Consider the following 22,625-nt stretch of genomic DNA (forward strand, 5'->3'; position numbering starts at 1 on the left):
CGCCGCAGCGGCCGCAGCGGCCGCAGCGAAGGCGGCCGCGGCGAAGGCGGCCGCGGCGAAGGCCGCCGCGACGCAATCCGCCGCGCCCGCTGCCTCCTCCCGCCCGTCCGCTCCGACCAACCCCAGCGGCGCGCAGGCCATCGCCCGGGACCTGATGGCGGCCAAGTACGGTTGGGGCGCCGACCAGTTCGGCTGCCTCGTCCCCCTGTGGGACCGGGAATCGGGCTGGGACGTCAATGCCTACAACTCCTCGAGCGGAGCCACGGGCATCCCGCAGGCGCTGCCCGGCAGCAAGATGGCCACGGCCGGCGCCGACTGGCAGACCAGCGCCGCCACCCAGATCACCTGGGGACTCGGCTACATCGCTGACCGCTACGGCACGCCCTGCGCAGCCTGGGACCACTCCGAATCGGTGGGCTGGTACTAGCCGCTTGGTCGGGGCCGGCCGCTAGGTTCGGGTCCGGCCTCGTCGGGCGACCGCGTCGATGGTCACCGCTGCGACGAGCACCAGCGCGGTGACCACGTACTTGGCCGGCGCGCTGTAACCCTGCAGGCCCATGCCGTTGTCGATCGCCGCGATCACCAGTCCACCGAGCACGCCGTGCAGCACCTTGCCTCGACCGCCGAAGAGGCTGGTGCCGCCGATGACGGCCGCCGCCACCGCGTAGAGCACCAGCGTGCCGCCGTCGTACGAGGTGGACACGGAGCGGAGCCGGGATGCGTAGACGATGCCGGCAATACCGGCGGTGAACGACGCGAGCATGAAGGCGAGCGTGCGGATCCTTGCCAGGTTCACGCCGCCGCGCCGGGCTGCCTCGGAGTTGCCGCCGATGGCGTAGACGTAGCGGCCGAACCGGGTGCGGCCGAGAAGGAGCGTCCAGGCGGCGAGGACCCCGAGCACCACGAGTAGCACCCACGGGACGCCGCGGATTTCGACCAGGGTGCCGCGGTTGGTGTTGCAGAGCAGCACGATGGCCACGCCGGCGGCGAGCGCCCCCGCGATCTTCAGGGCGCTCACGCTGGCCGGTGGTGCGACGAGCCCGCTCCTGCGCCGTCTTGCGTCGCGCAGCCAGGTCCAGGCGCTGAACAGGCCCGCGATGACGAGCATCACGATCCAGCTCGTGATCGGGCTGAGGTTGCCGCTGGCGATGTTGTTAATGACGTCGTCGTTGATGGTCACCACGCCGCCGCTGCCGAGGATCATCAGCATCACGCCGAGCCAGCCGAGCTGCCCGGCGAGCGTCACGACGAACGACGGCAGCCCGAGCCGGGTGATGATCGTGCCGTGCAGCACCCCGATCCCCGCGCAGGTGAACAGCCCCATGGCGATCGCCGCCCACCACGGCCAACCGGTCGACTCTTGAACGAGTTCGGCCATGATGACGCCCCCCACCCCGCCGACATAACCGATGGACAGGTCGATCTCGCCGAGCAGCAGCACGAAGACCTGGCCCATCGCCAGCAGCATGAACACGGAGCCCTGGATGAGCAGGTTCACCATGTTGCCGGGGGTGAGGAAATTCGGGTTGAGCGACTGGAACAGGATGGAGATCAGCATCAGGCCGCCGAGCACCGGCAGCACGCCGCTCTCGCCGCCGCGAACCCGCGCGATCGCCCCGCGGAAGTAGTCGGGCAGGGACGTGGCGATATCCGGATTCAGGACGAGCGTGGCCTTCTGGGCCGCGGCCCGCGCCGCCGCGGTCGTCGGCTCCTCCTGGGGGAGACCGTCGGCCGACGGTGCCGCCTGCGTCGGTGACGGCAGCGAGTGCTCGGGCAGCGCCCGCGGAGCGGCTTCCGGCCGCACCCGGTCCGAGACGCCCGTGGTCATCAGGTCGACCACGATCTGCCGGTCGAGTTGCGCCGCGGGTTGCACCTCGACCAGCCGGCCGAGGCGGAGCACGGCGATGCGATCGGCGACCCGGAAGACGTCGTTCATGTTGTGCGAGATGACGATGACGGCGAGCCCGCGGTCGGCGAGCTGGCGAATCAGCTTGAGCACGACCTCGGTCTGGGCGACGCCGAGGGCCGCGGTCGGCTCGTCCATGATGACGAGCTTCGAGTTCCACAGCACCGACTTCGCGATCGCCACGGACTGGCGCTGCCCGCCCGACAGCGACGCGACGGGCTGCCTGATCGACCGCACGCTGGTCACGGCCAGGCTGCTGAGGGTCTCGCGGGCGGCGATCTCCATGCTTTCCTCGTCGAGCAGGAAGTGCCGCAGGCGCTCTCGACCGAGGAACATGTTCTGGACGATGTCGAGGTTGTCGCACAGGGCCAGGTCCTGGTACACCGTCTCGATGCCGAGTTCGGCGGCCTCGTGCGGCGAGCTCAACCGCACGGCCTTGCCCTCCCAGAAGAGCGAGCCGTCGTCGGGAGCGTAGATGCCGGCGATGCACTTGATCAGCACCGACTTGCCTGCGCCGTTGTCGCCGGCCAGTGCCGTCACCAGCCCGGCCGGAACCTCGAGCGTGACATCGAAGAGCGCCTGCACCGGTCCGAAGTTCTTGTCGATGTCGACGAGGCGAAGCAGCGCGCCGTCGCCGGGCAGGTCCGCGCCCGCCGGCTGCGACTGCAGGTCAGGAATCACGATCGGTCCTCTCGCGGGCAACGTCGACGGGGCAGTTCAGGCCGGCGGCCCGGCCGTTCCCTGGTCGGAACCAGGGGCGGGCCGGGTCGTCGGCCGGTATGTTACTTGATGCCCGCCTCCGTGCAGGCATCCTTCACCTGTTCGATGCAGAGATCGGAGACCTTCACCGCGCCGTCCTTGACGACCGTGTCGGCCATGTTCTCCGCGGTAACCCAGACCGGGGTCAGCAGCACCGAGGAGACGTCGGTCTTGGCCGAATCGTCCACGGTGGTGCCGTTCACCAGGCCCTCGGGAACATCCTTGCCTGCCCGCAGGTAGATCGCCGCGGCGGCAGCGGCCTGGGCTTCCAGGTAGATCGGCTTGTACACCGTGCCGCACTGGTAGCCCTTGAGGATGTTCTGCAGGCCGGACAGGGACGCATCCTGCCCCGTCGTCGGGAACGTCTTGGCGGGGATCTTCTTGCTCTGCAGGTACGCGATCACCGCGTTGGCGTTGTCGTCGTTGGGTGTGACGACGGCGTTGATCTTCGGGTTGGCGGTGTACTGCTGGGCGAAGGTGGTCTGGGCCACCGACGGCGTCCAGGTTCCGGCGGGTTCACCGGCCTTGACGTAGTCCCCGCTGTCGAATTTTTCCTTCAGCACGCCGTTGTACCCCTCGGCGAACAGTTTCGCGTTGTTGTCGGTCGGGTCGCCGTTCATGATCAGGATGTTCGGGGTCGCCACCTTCCAATCTTCGATGCAGCTCACCTCGCCCTCGCCGATCAGCTGGCCGACCTTGACGTTGTCGAAGCTGACATAGATGCGGTCCTCCGCGCCGCCCTTGACCAGGCGGTCGTAGTCGATCACCTTGACGCCGCGCGCCGTGGCGGCGGCCTCGATGGCCGCGCCGGAACCGGAGTCGAGCGCGTCAACGAGCAGAACCGATGCCCCGGCGGTGATGTCCGCCTCGGCCTGCGTCTGCATGGTGGCCGCGCTGCCCTGCGCGTTGTCGATCTTGAACTGGGAGGAGTCCAGTCCCGCGGCCTCGAAGGCCTGCTTCAGGTAGGGGGCGTCGAATGTCACGTAGCGTGCCGAGGTCGTGGTGTCGGGCAGGAGCACGCCGATCAGGCCCTTGCCCTCCGCGGCCAGGTCCTTGAGTTCTTCCATGGCGGAGAAGTCGGGTGTGAACGACTCGGCGTTCAGTTCCGGAACGTTTCCGCCGCCGCCCGTTGCGCTCGGCGAGGGCGACGTGCTCGGGGTGGTACACGCGGCCAGCGCCGCAATGCTCAGCGCCGCGACGAAGGTGGTTCCGACGCGCCGTGCTGTGGTCTTGTTGCGTTTCAACATCATCTTTCCTTCCTCTGGTTGCGATTGCAGGGGCGGAGAGGACGGCGCTTGTATGCAGGTTCCGTCGGCGCGGACGCGTCAGAATCCCGTCGACTGGCTGGTGTCGACCAGTGATTCGGCATCACGGGGTCCCTTCCTGGACACCTCGTTCAGGGACATGTCAGGCATTTCAGGCATGCTCGTCAACGTTGTCCTATGACCTACGGTCTAGACCCGAAGTCACGAGTTCGCAAGGAGATTGCGCGCGGGCTGGAGGGCGCGCTGACGGAATCGGCCGGGGCCCAGCGGCCGGGGCCCAGCGGCCGGGGCTCAGCGACCGGGGCTCAGGCGCCGTGGCGTCAGCCGGTCAGTTCGACAGGAGTGACCGCATCTGCGAGTAGATGATCTTCGCGGCGCGCTCCGGCATGATCCGGGAGAGCTTGTCCATCATCTTCGAGTCCGAGCCGATGAAGGCGTGATACGACTTCTTCTCGATCGCGCGGACCACCAGGTCGGCGGCGAGCGGCGAGGGGGTCATCTTGATCTTCATCGTGCTCGGCTGTTTGCTCTGCTCGACGGTCATCGCCCCTGAGTTGACGGCGATGTTCGTGCCGACCGCCCCGGGGAATGCCACGGTGACGCGCACGTTGGTGTCCAGGAGCTCGGAGTTCAGGCCTTCCATCAGCAGCTTGACGGCGGCCTTGGAGGCGCCGTACGCGGTCTGTCCGGGCACCGGAACGAATGCTCCCATGCTGGACACCGTCGCAATGTGCCCCTCCGGGCGCTTCAGCAAGTGCGGCAGAAAGGTCTTCGTCATGTTCAGCACGCCATAGAAGTTCACGTTCATCACCTTGTCGATCTCGTCGAACGTGAGGTCGTTCACGCGGGCGAATCGATGGATGATGCCGGCGACGTTGACGAGACCGTCGACCGCTCCGTGCGCCTCCATGACTGCGTCCGGAAGCGCCTCGACGGCCGCCCGGTCGGCGATGTTCACGACATGGCTGGAGACGTGATCGCCGAACGCGCCGGCGAGGGACATCGTCTCGGCCAGTCCGGCCTCGCTCAGGTCGACGGCCGCCACGCGTGCGCCCTTCCTGACCAGGGCGAGGACGACGTCGCGGCCGATGCCGTTCCCGCCGCCGGTGACGACGAAGACCTTGTTGCTGATGATCATGGGTGCTCTTCCGTACAGGCGAAGGGGAGGGAGGGTCCAGCTGGTCTTCAGGCTAGTGCCTGACGTCCTCGATTCCGGGTGGCAGCCGTCAGAACGTCGGCGGGTCGGCCGGGAGCTCGGTCGCCGGTTCGCTGTTGAAGCTGCGGCCGGTGGGAGAGGTCCATTCGAGACGTCCGTCGCCCAGGTGTTTCAGGCTCCAGCCGGTCTCGCTCTTGAGGGCGTGGCATCCGGGGCAGAGGTGGGCGAGGTTGTCGTGGGCCGTGATGCCCTGGAACTGCCAGTCGAGCGAATGGTCGAGATCGGAGTGGGCGGCGGGCTGGTTGCAGCCGGGGAATCTGCAGGTTTCGTCTCGGATGCGAAGCCAGCGCTTGAGATCCTTCGGGACCTTGTAGCGCGTGCGGCCGACCGAGAGCACCACCCCCGTCTCCGGATGGACGAGTAACCGGGTGAAGCTCGGTGCTCCCGCGGCCAGCCGCCGGGCCGTGTCCGGATCGATCGGCCCGTAGCCTTCGAGGTGACCGGCCTCTTCGGACAGGCCCATCAGCGTGAGCACCGGGACGGTGACGTTGACCGTTGCGCGGATCCCCGTGCCGAGGCCGGAGGGGGTGACGCCGTCGATCAGGAGGTCGGTGAGGACGTCCGTGCGCAGCTGAGTGAGCGTGCGGGGCTCGCCGGGGCCCTGGGGCTGTGTGTGCTGGAGGCTCAGGGCCGCATTCGAGACCCGGTCGTACGCGGCCTGTACCCGGTCGACACTGCCGCCTGCGCGATCTCCCGGTCGGCGGCGGCGATGGCGTCGAAACGCACACCACGGGCCTCCTGCTGGGCGATCAACGAAGCTGTCATGACAGTCACATTACGGTCACCCACCGACACTATGAGGCCTGCTGCTAAAACAGTGAATAGCCCGGTCAAATCCACTATGTGGAGGAGTGGCGCCGAGCCAGGATCGAAGTCAGCCCCTCGGCTCATCGGGCCGGAAGCGGTAGCCCATTCCCGCCTCGGTGAGGAGATATCGAGGGCTCGAGGGGTCCGCTTCGAGCTTCTTCCGAAGTTGCGCGACGTAGAGCCGGAGGTAGCCGGTGTCACTGGTGTGGTGGGGCCCCCAGATCTCCGTCAGGAGTGTTTGCCGGGTGACGAGTTTGCCGGGATTCCTGAGCAGAGTCTCCAGGATGCGCCACTCGGTCGGAGTGAGGCGAATCGTCGCCGCATCGCCCGACATGGTTCGGACGACGTGCTTCGCGGACAAGTCGACGCGCACGCCTCCGAGAACGACCACGGGTTCGTCGTCGGCGGCGGGAACCCGGCGGGTCAAGGCGCGGATACGGGCCAGCAGCTCGTCGATGGAGAAGGGTTTCGTGACGTAGTCGTCTGCCCCAATGTCGAGAGCTTCGACCTTGTCCGATGCCCCGGTGCGTCCCGAGACGACCAGGATTGGCACCTGGCTCCACCCGCGGAGGCCCTGGATCACGGCCAGTCCGTCGAGACGGGGCATGCCCAGGTCGAGCATGACGAGATCGGGGTGGTGTTCGATGGCGGCCTCGCCGTCCTCTGCCGTGACGATCTCGTAGCCCCTGGCGCCGAGGGTGATGCGGAGGGCGCGAAGGATCTGGGGGTCATCGTCGGCGATCAGGATCTTCATGCGGTTTTCTCCGGTTGGGGGCGCTGGGTTGCTGCAGGGAGGGAGACGACCATGGTGAGCCCGCCGCCCGGGGTGTCATCGGCCTCCAGCGTGCCGCCCATGCCTTCGACGAATCCCTTCGAGAGCGCGAGTCCGAGTCCGAGGCCGGTGAGGTTGTCTGTGTCGCCGAGGCGTTGGAAGGGGACGAAGATGTCGTTGCGCCGGTCGGCCGGGATGCCCGGCCCGCGGTCGGCGACGCGCACCTGCACGGTACCCGCGAACTGGCTCGCCGAGACCCGGACGGGCGTGCCGACCGGCGTGAAGCGTGTCGCGTTGGTCAGCAGGTTGACCATGACGCGTTGCACGAGACCGGCGTCCGCGAGCAAGGGCGCGAGGTCTGGGGGAAGGTCGAGTTCGACGCTCTGCGGGCCAAGGCCCAGCTCGTCGAGTGCGGGCAGGATGACGTCGGGCACGTCGACCGGGCCGAGGGACACCGCGAGCGCCCCCGCCTGCACGCGGCTGACGTCGAGGAGATTGGTGACGAGGGACGAGAGCACCTGCAGGCTCTCCTCCGCTGTGGCGAGGAGTTCCTCGCGGTCGTGGGCGGAGAGATCCACGTCGGTGGAGCGAAGCCCGCTGATCGCGGCGGTCGCGGCGGACAACGGGCGGCGAAGGTCGTGGCCGACGGCCGCCAGGAGTGCGCTGCGCATCCGGTCCGCCTCCGCGAGCGGGCCGATTTCCTCTGCGGTGCGCTCGAGGGCGCTATGTTCGAGCGCGGCGTCGATTTGGGTCACGATGACGGTGAGTAGTCGCCGCTCGGAGGCTTCGAGGTCCCGCCCCTGCAGCTCGAGCACCCCGCGGGTCCCGACGGGCATCGTGGTGACGCGTTCGTCTCCGACCGGGTCACCATCGGAGTAGAGCACGTCCGTGCCGACGCGGAGCCGGACGCTGGTGAGGTGGAACGCTTCTCTCGTGCGGGTGACGAGCGCCTGCAGGGCGTCCTCGCCACGGAGGACGCTGCCGGCGACGGTTGCCAGGAGCGCGGATTCAGCCGCCGCGCGCTGGGCAACCCGGGAGCGTCTGGCCGCCTGGTCGACCACGTAACTGACGAGCACGGCGATGAGCACGTAGAGAACCAGCGCGATCAGATGAAGGGGCTCCGCGACGGTCACGGTGTACAGAGGTTCAACGAAGAAAAAGTCCAGGGTGAGCCCAGACAACAGCGCGGCGAACAGGGCCGGCCAGATACCGCCGACCAGGGCAACGAGCACGACGAGGAGCTGATAGCTGAGGACTTCGCTCGTGATGGACTCGGCGCTTCGGAGGGTGACGAGCAGCCAGGTCAGGAGCGGGCCGCCGAGCAGCGCCAGCACGAACCCGGCCAGCTGACGTTTCGGGGTCAGTGCTCCGCCGAGCCGGGGGAGCGCCAGCCTTCCGCCCGCGGCGGAGTGGGTCACAATGTGCACGTCAATGTCGCCGGACTCACGGACCACTGTCGCACCGATACCCGGACCGGACAGCGCGGCCGCGAGCTTGCCACGTCGGCTGACACCGATGACGAGCTGGGTGGCGTTGACCGCCCGGGCGAACTCGACGAGCGCGCGCGGGATGTCTTCGCCGACGACCTGGTGGTAGCTTCCGCCGAGTTTTTCGACCAGGGCGCGCTGGCTGGCCAGGGCGCCGGGGTGAGGGGCGCTGAGGCCGTCCTGGCTGATCACGTGCGCGGCGATCAGTTCGCCGCCGGCCGAACGCGCGGCGATCCTGGCGCCGCGCCTGATGAGCGTCTCGCCCTCGGGGCCGCCAGTCAAGGCGACGACGACGCGTTCCCTGGCCTCCCACTTGTTGGAGATGCCGTGCTCGGCCCGGTACGCCTTGAGGGCGCTGTCGACTTCGTCGGCGAGCCAGAGCAGGGCCAGTTCGCGCAACGCGGTGAGGTTGCCGAGCCGGAAGTAGTTCGACAAGGCCGCGTCGATGCGCGCCGCCGGGTACACGTGCCCCTCGGCGAGCCGGTCCCGGAGGGCCTGGGGGGCGAGGTCGACCACCTCGATCTGTTCGGCTGCGCGGAGGACGGCATCGGGGAGGGTTTCCCGCTGCGGGACGCCCGTGATCGTCTGCACGACGTCGTTGAGCGATTCGATGTGCTGGATGTTGACGGTCGAGATGACGTCGATGCCGGCGTCGAGGATTGCCTGGACGTCCTGCCAGCGCTTCTCATGCAGCGACCCAGGCGCATTGGTGTGGGCGAGTTCGTCGACGAGGGCGATCTCCGGCGCGCGGGCGATCACCGCCGGCAGGTCCATCTCCGTCAGCTCGACGCCCCGGTGCCGGACTGTGACCCGGGGGACCACGTCGAGCCCGTCGAGCAACCCGGCGGTGGCCGCGCGGCCGTGGGTCTCGACGACCGCGACGGCGACATCCTTGCCTTCGCCCTGCAGTCGGCGGCCTTCCTCGAGCATGGAATAGGTTTTGCCGACACCGGGGGCCGCACCGAGCAGCACCCGCAGCCGGCCTCGTTTCATGAGCTAGCCGTCCATTTCCGCCAGGGCGCGATTGAGATCGAGCACGTTCACCGTCGGGTCGCCGAGGTAGCCGAGATCCCGCGTCGCAATCTTAGACTCGACGAGACGGCGCACGTCGGCCGCCGGGAGGTTCCGCGCCTTCGCCACGCGGCCAACCTGGAGCCGGGCGTAGTCGGGGCTGATTTGGGGATCGAGTCCGGAGGCGGATGCGGTGAGCGCGTCGACCGGGACGTCGCCCGGCGATACGCCGTTGAAGGCGGCGATGGCGCCTCGCCGGTCGGCGATTGCCGTGATCAGGTCGGGGTTTTCCGGGCCCCAGTTGCTTCCGCTCGACGCGGCGGCGTCGTATCCGTCGCCGGCGGCCGAAGGGCGAGGCTGGAACCACGCCGGCAGGGGTTCGCCCTCGGCGTCCGAGAACGACTGGCCGATCAGGGCGGAGCCGACCGTGCGGCCACCCGAGGTGACGGGCGAGCCGTTCGCCTGCCAGGGGAAGGCGAGCTGCCCGATTCCGGTGATCACGAGGGGGTAGGCCAGGCCGAGGACCGCGGTGAAGACAAGCATGGCGCGTAGGGCGACCCAGTAGTGGCGCGTGGCCGTGCGAGCTGAACTCATGATTGTTGTCCGTTTCCTAGAAGCCGGGGATGAGGCTGATCAAGAGGTCAATCAGCTTGATGCCGATGAAGGGGGCAATGACCCCGCCGAGTCCGTAGATCAGCAGGTTGCGGCTGAGGATGCGGGATGCGGAGGCCGCGCGGTACTTCACGCCGCGCAGCGCGAGCGGTATCAGCACGACGATGATGATCGCGTTGAAGATGATCGCGGACATGATCGCCGAGGCCGGCGAGTGCAGCTGCATAATGTTGAGCACGGCCAGGCCGGGGAACACCCCGGTGAACATGGCCGGGATGATCGCGAAGTACTTGGCGACGTCGTTGGCGATCGAGAACGTCGTAAGGGCGCCACGGGTGATCAGCAGCTGTTTGCCGATCCGCACGATGTCGATGAGCTTGGTCGGGTCGGAATCCAGGTCGACCATGTTTCCCGCCTCCTTGGCGGCGGAGGTCCCGGTGTTCATGGCCACGCCGACATCCGCTTGCGCGAGGGCGGGGGCGTCGTTGGTGCCGTCGCCGGTCATCGCGACGAGGTTCCCGCCCTCCTGCTCGCGGCGGATGAGCGCGAGTTTGTCCTCCGGTGTGGCCTCCGCGAGGAAGTCGTCGACTCCCGCCTCCGCGGCGATGGTCTTCGCGGTGAGGGGGTTGTCGCCGGTGATCATGATCGTTCGGATGCCCATGGCCCGCAGCTCCGCGAACCGCTCCGCGATGCCCTCCTTCACGACGTCCTTGAGGTAGATGACGCCGAGGATGTTTCGGGAGCCGCCGGCCGAACTCATCGCGACCACCAGCGGCGTTCCACCCGCGCGCGAAATCCGCTCCACGTGGCCATCCAGTTCGGTCCGCACGGCGTCCGTGACGTGCCCGAATTCCTCGACCCAGGCGGTGAGGGTTGATCCCGCGCCCTTGCGGATGTTCGAGCCGCCGACCAGGTCGATGCCGCTCATCCTGGTCTGGGCGCTGAACGGAACAATGTCGCCGGCGAGTTCTCCCGGGTTGCGGAACCCGTTCGCCTCGGCGAGGACGACGATGGACTTGCCCTCCGGGGTGGGGTCGCTCAGCGAGGCGAGCGCGGCCACGCGCGTCAGCTCCTCGAGGCTGACTCCGGCGAGTGGAGTGAACTCGGTGGCGCGCCGGTTGCCGTAGGTGATCGTTCCGGTCTTGTCCAGGAGCAGGGTGGTCACGTCGCCGGCGGCCTCGACCGCGCGGCCGGACATGGCGAGCACGTTGCGCTGCACGAGCCGATCCATCCCCGCGATTCCAATGGCGGAGAGCAGCGCGCCGATCGTGGTCGGGATGAGGCAGACCAACAGTGCAACGAGAACCGGCACGCTCACGGCCGCCTCCGAATACCCGGCGATCGGGTTGATCGTCAGGGTGACGACGACGAAGACGATGGAGAGGCAGGCGAGAAGGATGTTCAACGCGATCTCGTTCGGAGTCTTCTGGCGCGACGCGCCCTCGACCAGCGCGATCATCCGGTCGACAAAGGTTTCCCCCGGCCTGCTCGTGATGCGCACGACGATGCGGTCCGACAGTACCCGGGTGCCGCCGGTCACGGCGCTGCGGTCGCCGCCGGACTCCCGAACGACCGGCGCGGATTCGCCCGTGATCGCGGATTCGTCGACGGAGGCGATGCCCCACACGATGTCGCCATCGCCCGGGATCAGCTCACCCGCCACGACGATGACGACGTTCCCAAGTTCGAGGTCGGCTGACGAGACTTCAACGATCGGTGCCCGCTCGGCCGCGGGATCCGTGTCCGGGTCGTACTCGGCGACGCGGTTGGCCATCGTCGTGGTGCGGGTCTGGCGGAGGCTGTCCGCCTGGGCCTTGCCGCGTCCTTCGGCCACCGACTCGGCCAGGTTGGCGAACACCACGGTGAGCCAGAGCCAGACGGTGATTCCCCATGTGAACGACGCCGGCACGCCGGCTCCTCCCGACTCGGCCGGACCGCCGAGGAACGGTTCGGCGATTGCCAGGACCGTCGTCAGGGCGGCGCCGACCTCCACAAGGAACATGACGGGATTTCGCCACATTTGCCGGGGGTCGAGCTTGCGGAACGCGCCGGGGAGGGCGACCGCCAGCTGCGCGAGGCTGATCGCCCTCTTCTGGGGCGGACGGCCATGCCCACGCTGTGGTTGCTGCGAGGATGCGGATGTCTCGGTGAGAGTAGTCATGGTGGTTACTGCAGCCCTTCCGCCAGGGGTCCGAGCGCGAGTACGGGGAAATAGGTCAGCGCGGTGATGATGATCGTGACTCCGACGAGCAGACCCACAAACAGTGACCGGTTGGTGGGCAGGGTGCCCGCGGTGGCGGGGACCTTGTCCTGGGCGGCAAGAGAGCCAGCCAGGGCCAGCACGAACACGATCGGGATGAATCGGCCGAGGAGCATCGCGACGCCGAGCGCGGTGTTGAACCAGGGCGTGTTCGCGGTCAGCCCGGCGAAGGCGGAGCCGTTGTTGTTCGCTGCGGAGGTGAACGCATAGAGCACCTCGGAGAGGCCGTGGAGCCCCGGGTTCCAGATCGAGGTTCCCTCGACATCGGCCCGGACGGCGGGGATCGCGAAGCTGAGGGCTGTGCCGGTGAGCACGAGGGTCGGCGTCACGAGGATGTACAGGCTGGCGAGCTTGATTTCGCGCGGCCCGATCTTCTTGCCCAGGTACTCCGGGGTTCGGCCGACCAGCAGCCCGGCGACGAACACGGCGATCACGGCGAGGATGAGCATCCCGTAGAGCCCGGAACCCACACCGCCGGGAGCGACCTCGCCGAGCATCATGTTCAGCATCGGCATCATTCCGCCGAGCGCCGTGAAGGAGTCGTGCATCGAGTTGACGGCGCCGGTGGAGGTCAGGGTGCTGGTCGTGGCGAACAGCGTCGACCCGGCGATACCGAACCGCGTTTCCTTGCCCTCCATCGCGCCGCCGGCCGCCGCAGGGGCCGTGCCGGCTCCGACCAGCTCGAGGATCGTCAGTGCGGTCAGGGACACCAGGAAGATCGAAGCCATCGTCGCGAGGATCGCGTAGCCCTGTTTCTTGTCGCCGACGATCGCGCCGAACGTGCGGGGCAGGCTGAACGGGATCGCGAGCATCAGGACAATCTCGAACAGGTTCGCCCACGCCGTCGGGTTCTCGAACGGATGCGCCGAGTTCGCGTTGAAGAAACCGCCGCCGTTGGTGCCGAGGAGCTTGATCGCCTCCTGCGATGCGGTCGGCCCGCCCGGGATGGACTGTGCCCCGCCGCCGAGCGTGGTCAGGTCGGTGAATCCATTGAAGTTCTGGATCACACCGCCGGCAATCAGCACGACCGCTCCGACAACCGAAATCGGCAGCAGCAACCGCAGAGTGCCGCGGGTGAGGTCGACCCAGAAGTTGCCGATCGTGCCCGATCGGCGGAGCGCGAACGCTCGCACGAGGGCGATCGCGACTGCGATCCCGACAGCGGCGGAGACGAAGTTCTGCACGGCCAGGCCGGCGAGTTGCACCGTGTAGCCCATCGTCACGTCGGGCGAGTACGACTGCCAGTTCGTGTTCGTCACGAACGATACGGCCGTGTTGAAGGAGAGGCCTTCCGGGATGCCGGGGAATCCGAGCGAGTAGGGCAGAACTGCCTGCGCGCGCTGGATGAGATAGACGAACAGCACCCCGACCGCGGAGAACGCGAGGACGCCGCGCAGGTACGACTGCCAGGTCTGGTCAGAGCGTGCATCCACTCCGATCAGACGATAGAAACCCCGTTCGATCTTCAGATCCTTGCCTGAGGTGTAGATCGTCGCCATGTAGTCGCCCAGGGGACGGTGCAACGCGGCGAGGATGACCACGAGGGTGGCGACTTGCGCGACGGCCAGCCACACGTCCATCAGAATCGCTCCGGCTTCACCAGGGCGATCACGAGGTACACAATTGCCCCGATCGCCAGGGCCACGGCAATGAGGTCGAAGATGATCACAGCTTCTGGGCCCCCCACGCGACGAATCCGATCAGTGCGAAGACGGCGATCACGCCGAGCACGTACACAATGTCCAGCACGGAGAACTCCATTCGAAGGCCGGCGACGCGTCACCCGATCGGCGCGCGTGTACCGAGGGGTACTGCACGATTACACTCCTGCGGGAACGGGCAGCATACGGCTCTAACGATTCCCTAACGGGCAGGTTGGGGAATCTAACGGTATTCCCCGCTGCGGCGCAGTACCCGGCACAATGGCTGCACCGCCGGGTCCTGTCGCGGGACCGGTGGGAGAGGGAGGCGGCAATGACGGAGGTGGCGCCGCAGTCGTGGCTGACCGGGCTCTCCGCGGCCGAGGCCGGGCGGCGGCTGGCGGCCGACGGCCCGAACGAGTTGCCGACGGCCGCGCCGCGCAACCTGCTGCAGCAGGCCTGGTCGGTTGTCCGGCAGCCGATGCTCCTGCTGCTGCTCGTTGCCGGCACCATCAACTTCGCCCTCGCCGAGCCGCTCGACGGCGCCATCCTGATGTCATTCGTCGTCGTGGTGATCGGCATCTCCATCTACCAGGAGCGCAAGACCGAGAACGCGCTCGCCGCGTTGCGCGACCTCTCCTCGCCGCGTGCGCTGGTCATCCGCGATGGCGAGCAGACCCGCATCGCCGGGCGCGACGTGGTGCGCGGGGATGTCGTGCTGCTCGTGGAAGGTGACCGGGTGCCCGCCGACGCGGTGCTGATCGAGCGCGTCAACCTGTCGGTCGATGAATCCGCCCTCACCGGCGAGTCCGTGCCCGTGGGGAAGTCGGCCGTCGATGCCGACCCGGCGGCCGAGGCGATGGGACCGCCGGGCGGAGACGGCACCCCGTGGGTGTTCTCCGGGACGCTCGTGCTGAAGGGCCGTGCGATCGCGTTGGTCAAGGGCATCGGGGCCGATACCGAGCTGGGCCGGATCGGGACCGCCCTGCGGACGATCGAGACGGAGCGCACCCCGCTGCAGAAGGAGATCGACCGGCTCGTGCGGGTGATCGCCGTGGTTGGACTCCTCGCCGCCGCGACCGTTGCCGTCATCTACGGCCTCACCCGCGGCGTCTGGCTCGAAGGCATCCTGGCCGGGATCGCGACGGCGATGGCGATGCTCCCGGAGGAGTTCCCGGTCGTGCTCACGATCTTCCTGGCGCTCGGCGCCTGGCGCATGTCGAGGAAGCGGGTGCTCGCTCGCCGGTCGGCCGTGATCGAGACCCTCGGCTCGGCGACCGTCATCTGCGTCGACAAGACGGGCACGCTCACCATGAACACCATGACCGTCCGTGAGCTCGTCGTGGACGGGACCGGCCACGTGCTCGACGGGTCGATGCTTCCCGAACGGTTCCACGCGCTGGCGGAGTTCGCGGAGCTCGCCTCGCCCATCGACCCGTTCGACCCGATGGATCGCGCCTTCCACCAGCTGGCCGGCACGTACCTGGCCGACACGGAGCACAGCCATGCGGGCTGGGAGCTGGTGCGGGAGTACCCGCTGTCGGAGGAGCTCCTCGCGCTCGTCCACGTGTGGCGGTCGCCCGCCGAAGCCACGGGCCCCGGCGCCGGAAGCACGAACTACGTCGTCGCGGCGAAGGGCGCGCCGGAGGCGATCGCGGACCTGTGCCACTTCGACGCGGAGCGGCTGGCCGCCCTCGTCTCCCAGGTCGAGGGTGCGACCGCCAATGGCCAGCGAGTGCTGGCCGTGGCCCGCGCACACTTCAGCGGCGGGCGCGGGCTCCCGAACGTCCAGCACGACTTCGAGTTCGAGTACCTGGGCCTCGCCGGCCTGCACGACCCGGTTCGACCGGGAGTTCCGGATGCCGTCGCCGAGCTCGCCAGGGCGGGTGTGCGCACCGTCATGATCACCGGGGATTACCCGGGCACCGCGTTGGCGATCGCGCGGGAGATCGGCCTGGACCATGCGGAGGGCTGCATCACCGGCCCGGAGCTCCGGGAGCTGGACGAGGACGAGCTGGCCCGGCGCATCCGCACCGTCAGCGTTTTCGCCCGGATGGTGCCAGAGCAGAAACTCCGGCTGATCCGCGCGCTCAAGGCCAACGGGGAGGTCGTCGGGATGACCGGCGACGGCGTCAACGACGCACCTGCGCTGCGCGCCGCCGACGTCGGGATCGCCATGGGCGCCCGCGGGACGGATGTTGCCCGCGAGTCGGCGGCGCTGGTGATCACCGACGACGACTTCGGCTCCATCGCCGCCGGCATCCGCCAGGGCCGGGGCATCTTCGACAACCTGCGCAAGGCGATGTCGTACATCATCGCCGTGCACGTGCCGATCATCGGGATGTCGCTGGTTCCCGTCTTCGTCGTCGAATGGCCGCTGGTACTCCTTCCCGTGCTGATCGCCTTCCTCGAACTGATCATCGATCCCGCCTGTTCCGTGGTCTTCGAGGCGGAGCAGGCTGACCCGGCGGTGATGGAGCAGAGGCCGCGTGGCCTCGATGAACCCATGTTCGGCCGGCGCGTGCTCACGATCGCCGCCCTGCAGGGCGTCTCCTCCCTGCTGATGGTGCTGGCCGTGTACCTCTGGGCGGTCCTGGGGGGCCGGCCCGACGACGTCGTGCGCTCCGTGACCTTCGCCACGCTGGTCATCGGCAACGTGGCGCTCATCCTGGTCAACCGCTCGTGGACCCTTCCCGTCTGGCGCACCTTCCGCGAGCGCCGCAACCGCGCGGTGAAGTGGATCGTGCTGGGCGCCGGCACCCTCCTCCTGCTGGTGCTGCTCGTGCCGGGACTGCGGGAAGCCTTCAACCTCGGCCCGATCGGGCCGGGGGAGTGGGCGGTGGCCATCTTCGCCGGCTTCGCGGGAGTCGCCTGGTTCGAGGTGTACAAGGCTCGCCGCAGGTCACCTCGTGTTCACGCCCGCGCCACGTGATGGCCCCTCACCGACCCCGGCGCGAAAGATTGCGCGAATAGCTTCGAGGGCGTTGCATCCATCCCCTCTCAAAGGAGTAGCGCCTTGCGCAAGAAGATTGCCATCAGTGCCCTCGCGACCGCCGCCGTCATCGGATTCGCCGCCCCCGCCGCGTTCGCCGCGACCGGCCCCATCGATTTCACCCCCATCGCCGGATCCGCCTACGGCAAGGCCAGCAGCGACTGGACCGAGCCCTACGTGGTGCCGGAGGGCTACAGCCAGAGCCTCGTCAGCGACGAGACCGGGCTCGACGTCTACCCCGGCGTGGACGACCTGCACGACATGAACACCCAGAACGAGACCGGCCCCGAGGCCGGCCGCTACCTCTTCAACACCTACGAGGTGAGCGCCAACGGCGCGGTCGGGGTGACCGACCTCACGACCGGCAAGTCGAAGGTCATCGCCCAGCGCGCGGACTGGAACCGCCTCGACGGCATCGTCTGGACCCCCTGGGGCAGCCTGCTCGTCACCGAGGAGACCGAGGGCGGCAGGGTCTTCGAGGTGTTCCTCGACAAGGAAGACCCGACCACGGTCGATCGAATCGAAGAGCGCGGCGAACTCGGTGCCCTGCGTCACGAGGGCATCGGCGTCGCGCCCGACGGCTCGGTCTTCGTCATCGACGAACTCAACGGCGGGTCGATCTACAAGTTCGTGCCCACCACCCGCGGCGACCTCTCGCAGGGCCGCCTGTACGCGCTCAAGCTCACCGGCTTGACGGATGCGGCCCAGAAGTGGAACTCGGCGACCTTCGCCGACAAGGTGGGCGCGTTCGAATGGGTCGCGCTCGACCAGAACCTGGTCCGCGCCGACGGGGATGCCGCGTCGAACGCCGCGAACGCAACCGAGTTCGGCCGTCCGGAAGACGTGCAGGTCATCGGCCAGACCCTGTACGTGGCGAACACGTCCGAGGACCGCGTGGTCGCGATCGACCTGAAGAAGCTCACCGTGAGCAGCTTCGTGCAGTCCGGCGTCAACGTCCCGGTCGAGGACAAGGCAGCCGGCGTGACCGGGCTCAACAGCCCCGACAACCTGGCCGCCGGCCCCGACGGTGCGCTGTGGATCGTCGAGGACAACGATTTCAGCGACGTCTACCGGGCCGGCAAGGACCTGGACAAGGACGGTTCGGCCGACAGCGTCGAACTCTTCGCCTCGCTGAAGGATGAGCACGCCGAGACCACCGGCATCTACTTCGGGAAGAACCCGAAGGAGCTGTTCGTGACGGTGCAGCACCCCGACAAGGACCTGGCCGACGGTATCTGGAAGATCACGCGCGACTAGTCCCAGCACTATCCGCTGACAGGGGCGGCGGGCCGTCGGCCCGCCGCCCTTGTCGTCCGGAACCGTCGCACTAGACTGCCGGTGCGATTCGCCGGGCGAACGGAGGCTGCGGATGACGCGAGCCCACGCTCGGTGGACGGCCTGGCAGGTCGTGATCGGTTTTGGCGCGGTCAGTCTCTCGGTCGACCTGGTCGCTGACGGCGCTCGCTCGATCGCCGGCCCTCTGCTGGGCGAGCTCGGCGCCACAGCGCTCGTGGTGGGGCTGGTGACCGGCACGGCCGATGCGCTCGGGTTCATCCTGCGCCTGGTCTCCGGGCCCCTGGTCGATCGCACCCGTCGCTACTGGGGCTTCACGATCGGCGGATACGCCCTCACCGGGCTGAGCGTGCCGCTGCTCGCGTTCACTCCCTTCCTGGGCGCAATGGGGCTCACGGTGGCCGCCGCGCTCATCCTGTTCGAACGCACCGGCAAGGCGGTGCGCACCCCGGCGAAGACGGTGCTCCTGGCCTACGCCGCCGGCGCGGTGGGCCGCGGGCGTGGGTTCGCCGTGCACAAGTTGTTCGACCAGGTCGGCGCTTTCAGCGGTCCTCTCCTCATGGCCGCCATCATCGCGGCGACCGGCGCGCTCTGGCCCGCGTTAGCCATCCTCGCGGTTCCCGCGCTGGTCGCCATGGGGCTATTGCTCTGGATGCGAAGCCGCGTGCCGGATCCGAGCGTCTACGAACCCGAGGTGGGGCCGGGGGAGGAACAGCCCTCCGCCGGGTCGAACGGCCGGGCAGAGGCCGGGCAGGGTGGGCTGCCGCCGACCTTCCTGCTGTTCTCGCTCTCGACCGGTCTGAGCATGTTCGGGCTGGTCGGCTTCGGTGTGATCTCGTTCCACCTCGCCGAGGCGGGCCTGGTCCAGCTGGCAGCGGTCCCGCTGGTCTTCGCGGTCGGTATGCTCGTGGCCGCGGTGGCCGCGCTCGGCAGCGGCTGGGTCTACGACCACGTCGGGGGCGCCGTGCTGCTCGCGGTCCCGCTGCTCACAGCGGCTGTCCCTGCGCTCACCCTGTCGCCGTCGCTGGCCGGAGTGCTGGCCGGCATTGTGCTGTGGGGCGCGGCCACCGGCATCCAGGACTCGACGGTGAAGGCCCTCGTGGCCGACCTCGTCGCGCCGCCTCGGCGTGGAACGGCCTACGGGGTGTTGGCGGTTTTCCAGGGCGCGGGCGCCTTCGCGGGCGCCGCGCTCGCGGGCGCACTGTATCCGGATGCGGCACTGCTCAGCCTGGTGACCGTGCCGGCGCAGGCGATCGCACTCGTGCTCCTGCTCACGGTGGTCCGGCGCGGGCGCCCGACCACGCGGACCCCCGCCGCCGCCTGATTCCGACCATTTCGGCGCAGTAGGATCGGGTGAGACCCACCGATGAGACGAAGATGACCGCCGCCGATGACCGCCGCCCTGCCTCCCCTCCAGCGAATCGTCGATGAAGGCCTGCTGATCGCGATTTCCGCGGTCCGCATGGCAGTGAAGAACGACATCATCGTGGGCGCGCTCCGGGAGCACAGCGACTACGATCCGGCCAGGTATGCCGTCACCGCGAAGCGCGAGCTGGGTGTGCTGGCACGGCAGAACGACGAGTACGGCAAACGCGTGCACGGGCTCGGGAAGGTCCTCAGGCGGTCAGGGCGGGTTCACCTGCTCACCGAGGACGAGCGAGGCGATATCAGCCAGTTCGCGCTGCGGCGGCGCGTGCACAAGAAACTCGCCCTGGCCCTCGACGCCCTGGCCGAGGATGACGCCCAGGTGGCCCGCATCGTCGAGGACGCCCAACAGGCCGCGAGCGCGGAGATCCGCGACGCCGTGTCGAGCCGGCTCATCCGCCTGGCCATCGACCCGCGCGACCCCGACTACGAAGAGCGCCGTGCCGAGCGCATCGAGGTATTCAAACTCGTGAACCTGGCCATGCTCAAGGCGGCTCGAGACGTCGCGAACGGCACGGCCCTCAACGAGTACTGACGACGGCCGGATGCCGGCCCCGGGGGATCGTGTCGGGGGGCTTGCGGGTCCCGTCAACCGAGAGAATGCTGGTTGTGTTCCCCAAAAATATGCACGAAATCCATCGTGGTTGATAGGAGGCACCCCATGTTAAACTCCCCGAACCGACTCGTCGGAATGATCTTCGGAGCGATCTATATCGTGGTCGGTCTGCTGGGCTTTACGGTGACAAGTACCGTCGCCTTCACGACTACGTCAGGCGAATTGCTCATCGGGGTCTTCGAGGTCAACCCGATGCTGAATGTGGCCCACCTGATCATCGGCGTGGCCCTGCTCATGGCCGGGCTGGCCAGCGTGATGGCGGCGAAGATCACCAACGGCGCCGTGGGCGCGGTGTTCCTGCTGCTTGGCATCGTCGGGTTCTTCATCGAGGACACGACGCTGAACGTCCTCGCACTGAACGCCGCCGACCACTACCTGCACCTCGTCAGCGCCGTCGTGCTCATCGCGGTCGCCCTGGCCGCCGACAGGAACCTGTCGAACGAGGCGCCGGCCACGGTCCGGCAGCAGCAGCGCACCACCACGAGCGACACCGACTGAGACCGCTCTTCGACCTGGCTGTTGCCGGCAACGGCAACAGTCAGCGGCGGAGCCCAGTCAGGGGCGGAGCAGGCGCAGGCCGACCGATGTCCTGATCGGCTCTCGTTGCCCGCCGGAGTGCACCATGTCTGAACCGTGCACGGTGAGTTGGCTCGTGTGGCAGTGCAGCGCGGCCGTCACCGCGTCGATCCGCGCGTCGAGGTCGAACCACTCGGCATCCGGCGTCGGCGCCTGCACGATCTCGGCGAACGGCGTGTCCCGGGCTCGGCCGGCCGACCGCGCTGCTTCGTGCATGCGCACGTGGTCGGGGTGCCCGTAGCCGCCGCCGCTGTCATAGCTCACGACGAGCGAGGGCCGCAGTTGCGCAATGAGCGCGGCAACGTCGGCCGTGACCTCGGGCAACGGCGCCGGCGCGAGCGCGTCCTCGTCGACGTCGTCGGCGGGGCCGGCGAGACCCGGCCGGAGCCAGGTCATTCCCGAATCGCGGTAGCGGCGGGGGCGGAGCCCCTTCGCGCGCGCCGGCCCCTGGCCCAGCCAGAACCGCTCGGAGATTCCCAGGGCGTCCGCAGCGCGCTGCAGCTCCGATTCTCGCGCCTGCGCCAGCGCGTCCGTTCCCTCGAGGCCCGAGAGCGGCCCAGGGACCACCTCGCCCCGTTCGCCGCGGGTGGCGGTGAGGAGGAAGACCCGGCTGCCGCGCGCACTGAGCTCGGCGATCAACGCGCCGGTCGAAATCGTCTCGTCGTCGGGATGCGCGTGAACGAAGAGCACCGATGGCTTCCCCTGGAGGATGCTCATGCGCTGGCGAGTTGCGGCAGCACGCCGGCCGTGCCCGGCCGCAGGAGAGCGGCGTACACGGCCAGCAGGCCCACGGACGAACGCGGCCAGTCGAAGTGCTCGGCGCGCTCGCGGGCGGCCAGGGACAGCCGCCGCGCCAGCCCCGGGTCGGCCAGGATCGTCGTGATGGCCTCGGCCCAGTCGGCGGGGTCCCGCGAGTCGACGACCAGGCCCGTCTCGCCGTGCACGACCGCTTCGCGCAGGCCCCCGGCTGCCGCGGCGACGACGGGCACTCCGCTCGCCGCGGCTTCCAGGGCGACCAGCCCGAACGTTTCCGAGTGGGAGGGAATGAGCACCACGCGGGCCCCGCGCAGCAGCGTCGCCAGGTTCGCCCGCGACTGCGGGCCGACGAAACGCACGCCGGCCTCGATCCCGTGGCCGGCGGCGAGCGTCCGGAGCTCCTCGACGTAGCCGTCGAAGTCGGACGAGGCGTCGCCGGCGACGACCAGGTCGGGCCTGAGCGGTCCCGGCACGGCCGCGATCGCTTCGATCGCCAGGTCCAGGCCCTTCAACGGTTGCAGGCGGGCCGCGACGACGGCGTAGCCGCGGCCCTGCGGCGCTTCGGCCGCGGGATGGAACAGCGCCCCGTCGACGCCGGGCGGAACGACCGCGATGCGATCCGGCCGCCCGCCGAGGCGTTCCGCGACGGTGTCGGCTTCCGCCTCGCTGATCGCGACGACGGCATCCGACTCCCGGGCCAGCCACGCCTCCCCGGCCATGCGCCCCGCGGATTCCGCGCGTTCGCCGGCGGACAGCGGCGTCGACTCGTCGGCTGCGATGCTGTGAAAGCTCTGCACATGCGGAATCCCGCGTTGCCGGGCGAGGGGGAGCGCGGCCATGCCCGAGAACCAGTGGTGCGAGTGGATGAGGTCGTACGGTCCCAGGGCGGCCAGGCGCATCCGGAACTCATCGATGAACGCCTCATGGTCGCCCTTGGCCACCGGCTCGGCCGGCCCCGCGTCGAGGAAGCGCAGGGTGACCCCGGGCGTGAGCTGCTGGTCGTCCGGCGCCTCGAACGACGAACGGCGGGTCAGGATGTCGACGGTATGACCCAGCGACGCCATCGCCTCCGCCTGGTGGCGCACGACCACGTTCATGCCCCCGGCGTCGCCCGAGCCGGGTTCGGCACCCGGCGAGGTGTGCAGGCTGACGAGCGCGATGCGCAGGGGAGTGGAGGCGTGGGGCACCCGGGAATCTTAACCGATGGGGGTGTGAATCACCCCGGCAGCAGA

At 68.8% G+C, this 22,625-nt stretch carries 19 protein-coding genes; 6 read left to right on the forward strand and 13 right to left on the reverse strand.

The window, feature by feature from the left end; genetic code table 11:
- A partial coding sequence (locus E3O23_RS16260; RefSeq protein ID WP_478213507.1) for an aggregation-promoting factor C-terminal-like domain-containing protein occupies positions 1-427 on the forward strand: 427 nt, incomplete at its 5' end.
- A 21-nt stretch (positions 428-448) separates the two neighbouring features.
- On the opposite strand, the gene E3O23_RS16265 is transcribed toward E3O23_RS16260, so the two are convergent.
- The 11 genes from E3O23_RS16265 to E3O23_RS16310 all read right to left on the reverse strand — a co-directional run bounded on the left by E3O23_RS16265 (position 449) and on the right by E3O23_RS16310 (position 13,782).
- A complete protein-coding gene (locus E3O23_RS16265) occupies positions 449-2,587 on the reverse strand; it encodes an ABC transporter permease subunit (RefSeq protein ID WP_134492846.1) in 2,139 nt (712 codons plus the stop codon).
- A gap of 101 nt (positions 2,588-2,688) precedes the next feature.
- Entirely contained in the window at positions 2,689-3,915 is a 1,227-nt protein-coding gene (locus tag E3O23_RS16270) for a sugar ABC transporter substrate-binding protein (RefSeq protein ID WP_134492848.1), read from the reverse strand.
- 343 nt (positions 3,916-4,258) lie between these two features.
- Positions 4,259-5,068, reverse strand: coding sequence for an SDR family NAD(P)-dependent oxidoreductase (locus E3O23_RS16275; RefSeq protein ID WP_134492850.1), 810 nt, complete (start codon positions 5,066-5,068; stop codon positions 4,259-4,261).
- Between the two features lie 88 nt (positions 5,069-5,156).
- On the reverse strand, positions 5,157-5,774 hold the full coding sequence (locus E3O23_RS16280; protein ID WP_338145315.1) for an HNH endonuclease: 618 nt from the start codon (positions 5,772-5,774) through the stop codon (positions 5,157-5,159).
- Entirely contained in the window at positions 5,771-5,911 is a 141-nt protein-coding gene (locus E3O23_RS18230; RefSeq protein WP_166790557.1) for a hypothetical protein, read from the reverse strand. Before E3O23_RS18230 ends, E3O23_RS16280 begins: the two co-directional genes overlap by 4 nt.
- A gap of 109 nt (positions 5,912-6,020) precedes the next feature.
- Entirely contained in the window at positions 6,021-6,707 is a 687-nt protein-coding gene (locus E3O23_RS16285; RefSeq protein WP_134492852.1) for a response regulator, read from the reverse strand.
- Positions 6,704-9,205: a DUF4118 domain-containing protein gene (locus tag E3O23_RS16290; RefSeq protein WP_134492854.1), complete on the reverse strand. Its 2,502-nt coding sequence runs from the start codon at positions 9,203-9,205 to the stop codon at positions 6,704-6,706. The genes E3O23_RS16285 and E3O23_RS16290 overlap by 4 nt, the downstream gene beginning before the upstream one ends.
- 3 nt (positions 9,206-9,208) lie before the next feature.
- Entirely contained in the window at positions 9,209-9,817 is a 609-nt protein-coding gene (kdpC, locus tag E3O23_RS16295) for a potassium-transporting ATPase subunit KdpC (RefSeq protein WP_134492856.1), read from the reverse strand.
- A 16-nt stretch (positions 9,818-9,833) separates the two neighbouring features.
- Positions 9,834-11,996 carry a potassium-transporting ATPase subunit KdpB gene (kdpB, locus tag E3O23_RS16300; RefSeq protein ID WP_134492858.1) on the reverse strand — a complete coding sequence of 721 codons (2,163 nt, stop codon included), beginning with the start codon at positions 11,994-11,996 and terminating at the stop codon, positions 9,834-9,836.
- Positions 11,997-12,001: 5 nt separating this feature from the next.
- A complete protein-coding gene (kdpA, locus tag E3O23_RS16305; RefSeq protein ID WP_134492860.1) occupies positions 12,002-13,675 on the reverse strand; it encodes a potassium-transporting ATPase subunit KdpA in 1,674 nt (557 codons plus the stop codon).
- A complete protein-coding gene (locus tag E3O23_RS16310) occupies positions 13,675-13,782 on the reverse strand; it encodes a potassium-transporting ATPase subunit F (protein WP_194088272.1) in 108 nt (35 codons plus the stop codon). Before E3O23_RS16310 ends, kdpA begins: the two co-directional genes overlap by 1 nt.
- A gap of 287 nt (positions 13,783-14,069) precedes the next feature.
- On the opposite strand from E3O23_RS16310, the gene E3O23_RS16315 reads away from it, so the two are divergent.
- From E3O23_RS16315 to E3O23_RS16335, 5 genes are all read left to right on the forward strand, one after another.
- Positions 14,070-16,667: a cation-translocating P-type ATPase gene (locus tag E3O23_RS16315; protein ID WP_134492864.1), complete on the forward strand. Its 2,598-nt coding sequence runs from the start codon at positions 14,070-14,072 to the stop codon at positions 16,665-16,667.
- 84 nt (positions 16,668-16,751) lie between these two features.
- The gene (locus tag E3O23_RS16320) at positions 16,752-17,984 is read left to right on the forward strand and encodes an alkaline phosphatase PhoX (protein ID WP_134492866.1); all 1,233 of its coding nucleotides are present in this window, start codon (positions 16,752-16,754) and stop codon (positions 17,982-17,984) included.
- Between the two features lie 112 nt (positions 17,985-18,096).
- Positions 18,097-19,344 carry an MFS transporter gene (locus E3O23_RS16325; protein WP_134492868.1) on the forward strand — a complete coding sequence of 416 codons (1,248 nt, stop codon included), beginning with the start codon at positions 18,097-18,099 and terminating at the stop codon, positions 19,342-19,344.
- A gap of 66 nt (positions 19,345-19,410) precedes the next feature.
- Entirely contained in the window at positions 19,411-19,980 is a 570-nt protein-coding gene (locus E3O23_RS16330; RefSeq protein ID WP_134492870.1) for a hypothetical protein, read from the forward strand.
- 126 nt (positions 19,981-20,106) lie between these two features.
- Positions 20,107-20,559, forward strand: coding sequence for a DUF4383 domain-containing protein (locus E3O23_RS16335; RefSeq protein ID WP_134492872.1), 453 nt, complete (start codon positions 20,107-20,109; stop codon positions 20,557-20,559).
- Positions 20,560-20,616: 57 nt separating this feature from the next.
- Here E3O23_RS16335 and E3O23_RS16340 read toward each other — a convergent pair whose 3' ends face one another.
- Both E3O23_RS16340 and E3O23_RS16345 read right to left on the reverse strand, forming a co-directional pair.
- Positions 20,617-21,354, reverse strand: a complete 738-nt coding sequence (locus E3O23_RS16340) for a PIG-L deacetylase family protein (protein WP_134492874.1) — start codon at positions 21,352-21,354, stop codon at positions 20,617-20,619.
- Positions 21,351-22,580, reverse strand: coding sequence for a glycosyltransferase (locus E3O23_RS16345; protein ID WP_134492876.1), 1,230 nt, complete (start codon positions 22,578-22,580; stop codon positions 21,351-21,353). The genes E3O23_RS16340 and E3O23_RS16345 overlap by 4 nt, the downstream gene beginning before the upstream one ends.
- Positions 22,581-22,625 lie beyond the last annotated feature (45 nt).

It is taken from the genome of Cryobacterium tagatosivorans (assembly GCF_004402215.1).
In the GTDB taxonomy this organism is placed as follows: domain Bacteria; phylum Actinomycetota; class Actinomycetes; order Actinomycetales; family Microbacteriaceae; genus Cryobacterium; species Cryobacterium tagatosivorans.

Coding starts and splice junctions, on each gene's coding strand:
- E3O23_RS16285 (WP_134492852.1), bottom strand. CDS start 6,707: ATGAAGATCCTGATCGCCGACGATGACCCCCAGATCCTTCGCGCCCTC.
- E3O23_RS16330 (WP_134492870.1), top strand. CDS start 19,411: ATGACCGCCGCCCTGCCTCCCCTCCAGCGAATCGTCGATGAAGGCCTG.
- E3O23_RS16290 (WP_134492854.1), bottom strand. CDS start 9,205: ATGAAACGAGGCCGGCTGCGGGTGCTGCTCGGTGCGGCCCCCGGTGTC.
- E3O23_RS16275 (WP_134492850.1), bottom strand. CDS start 5,068: ATGATCATCAGCAACAAGGTCTTCGTCGTCACCGGCGGCGGGAACGGC.
- E3O23_RS18230 (WP_166790557.1), bottom strand. CDS start 5,911: ATGACAGCTTCGTTGATCGCCCAGCAGGAGGCCCGTGGTGTGCGTTTC.
- kdpA (WP_134492860.1), bottom strand. CDS start 13,675: ATGGACGTGTGGCTGGCCGTCGCGCAAGTCGCCACCCTCGTGGTCATC.
- E3O23_RS16315 (WP_134492864.1), top strand. CDS start 14,070: ATGACGGAGGTGGCGCCGCAGTCGTGGCTGACCGGGCTCTCCGCGGCC.
- E3O23_RS16340 (WP_134492874.1), bottom strand. CDS start 21,354: ATGAGCATCCTCCAGGGGAAGCCATCGGTGCTCTTCGTTCACGCGCAT.
- E3O23_RS16335 (WP_134492872.1), top strand. CDS start 20,107: ATGTTAAACTCCCCGAACCGACTCGTCGGAATGATCTTCGGAGCGATC.
- E3O23_RS16325 (WP_134492868.1), top strand. CDS start 18,097: ATGACGCGAGCCCACGCTCGGTGGACGGCCTGGCAGGTCGTGATCGGT.
- kdpC (WP_134492856.1), bottom strand. CDS start 9,817: ATGAGTTCAGCTCGCACGGCCACGCGCCACTACTGGGTCGCCCTACGC.
- kdpB (WP_134492858.1), bottom strand. CDS start 11,996: ATGACTACTCTCACCGAGACATCCGCATCCTCGCAGCAACCACAGCGT.
- E3O23_RS16270 (WP_134492848.1), bottom strand. CDS start 3,915: ATGATGTTGAAACGCAACAAGACCACAGCACGGCGCGTCGGAACCACC.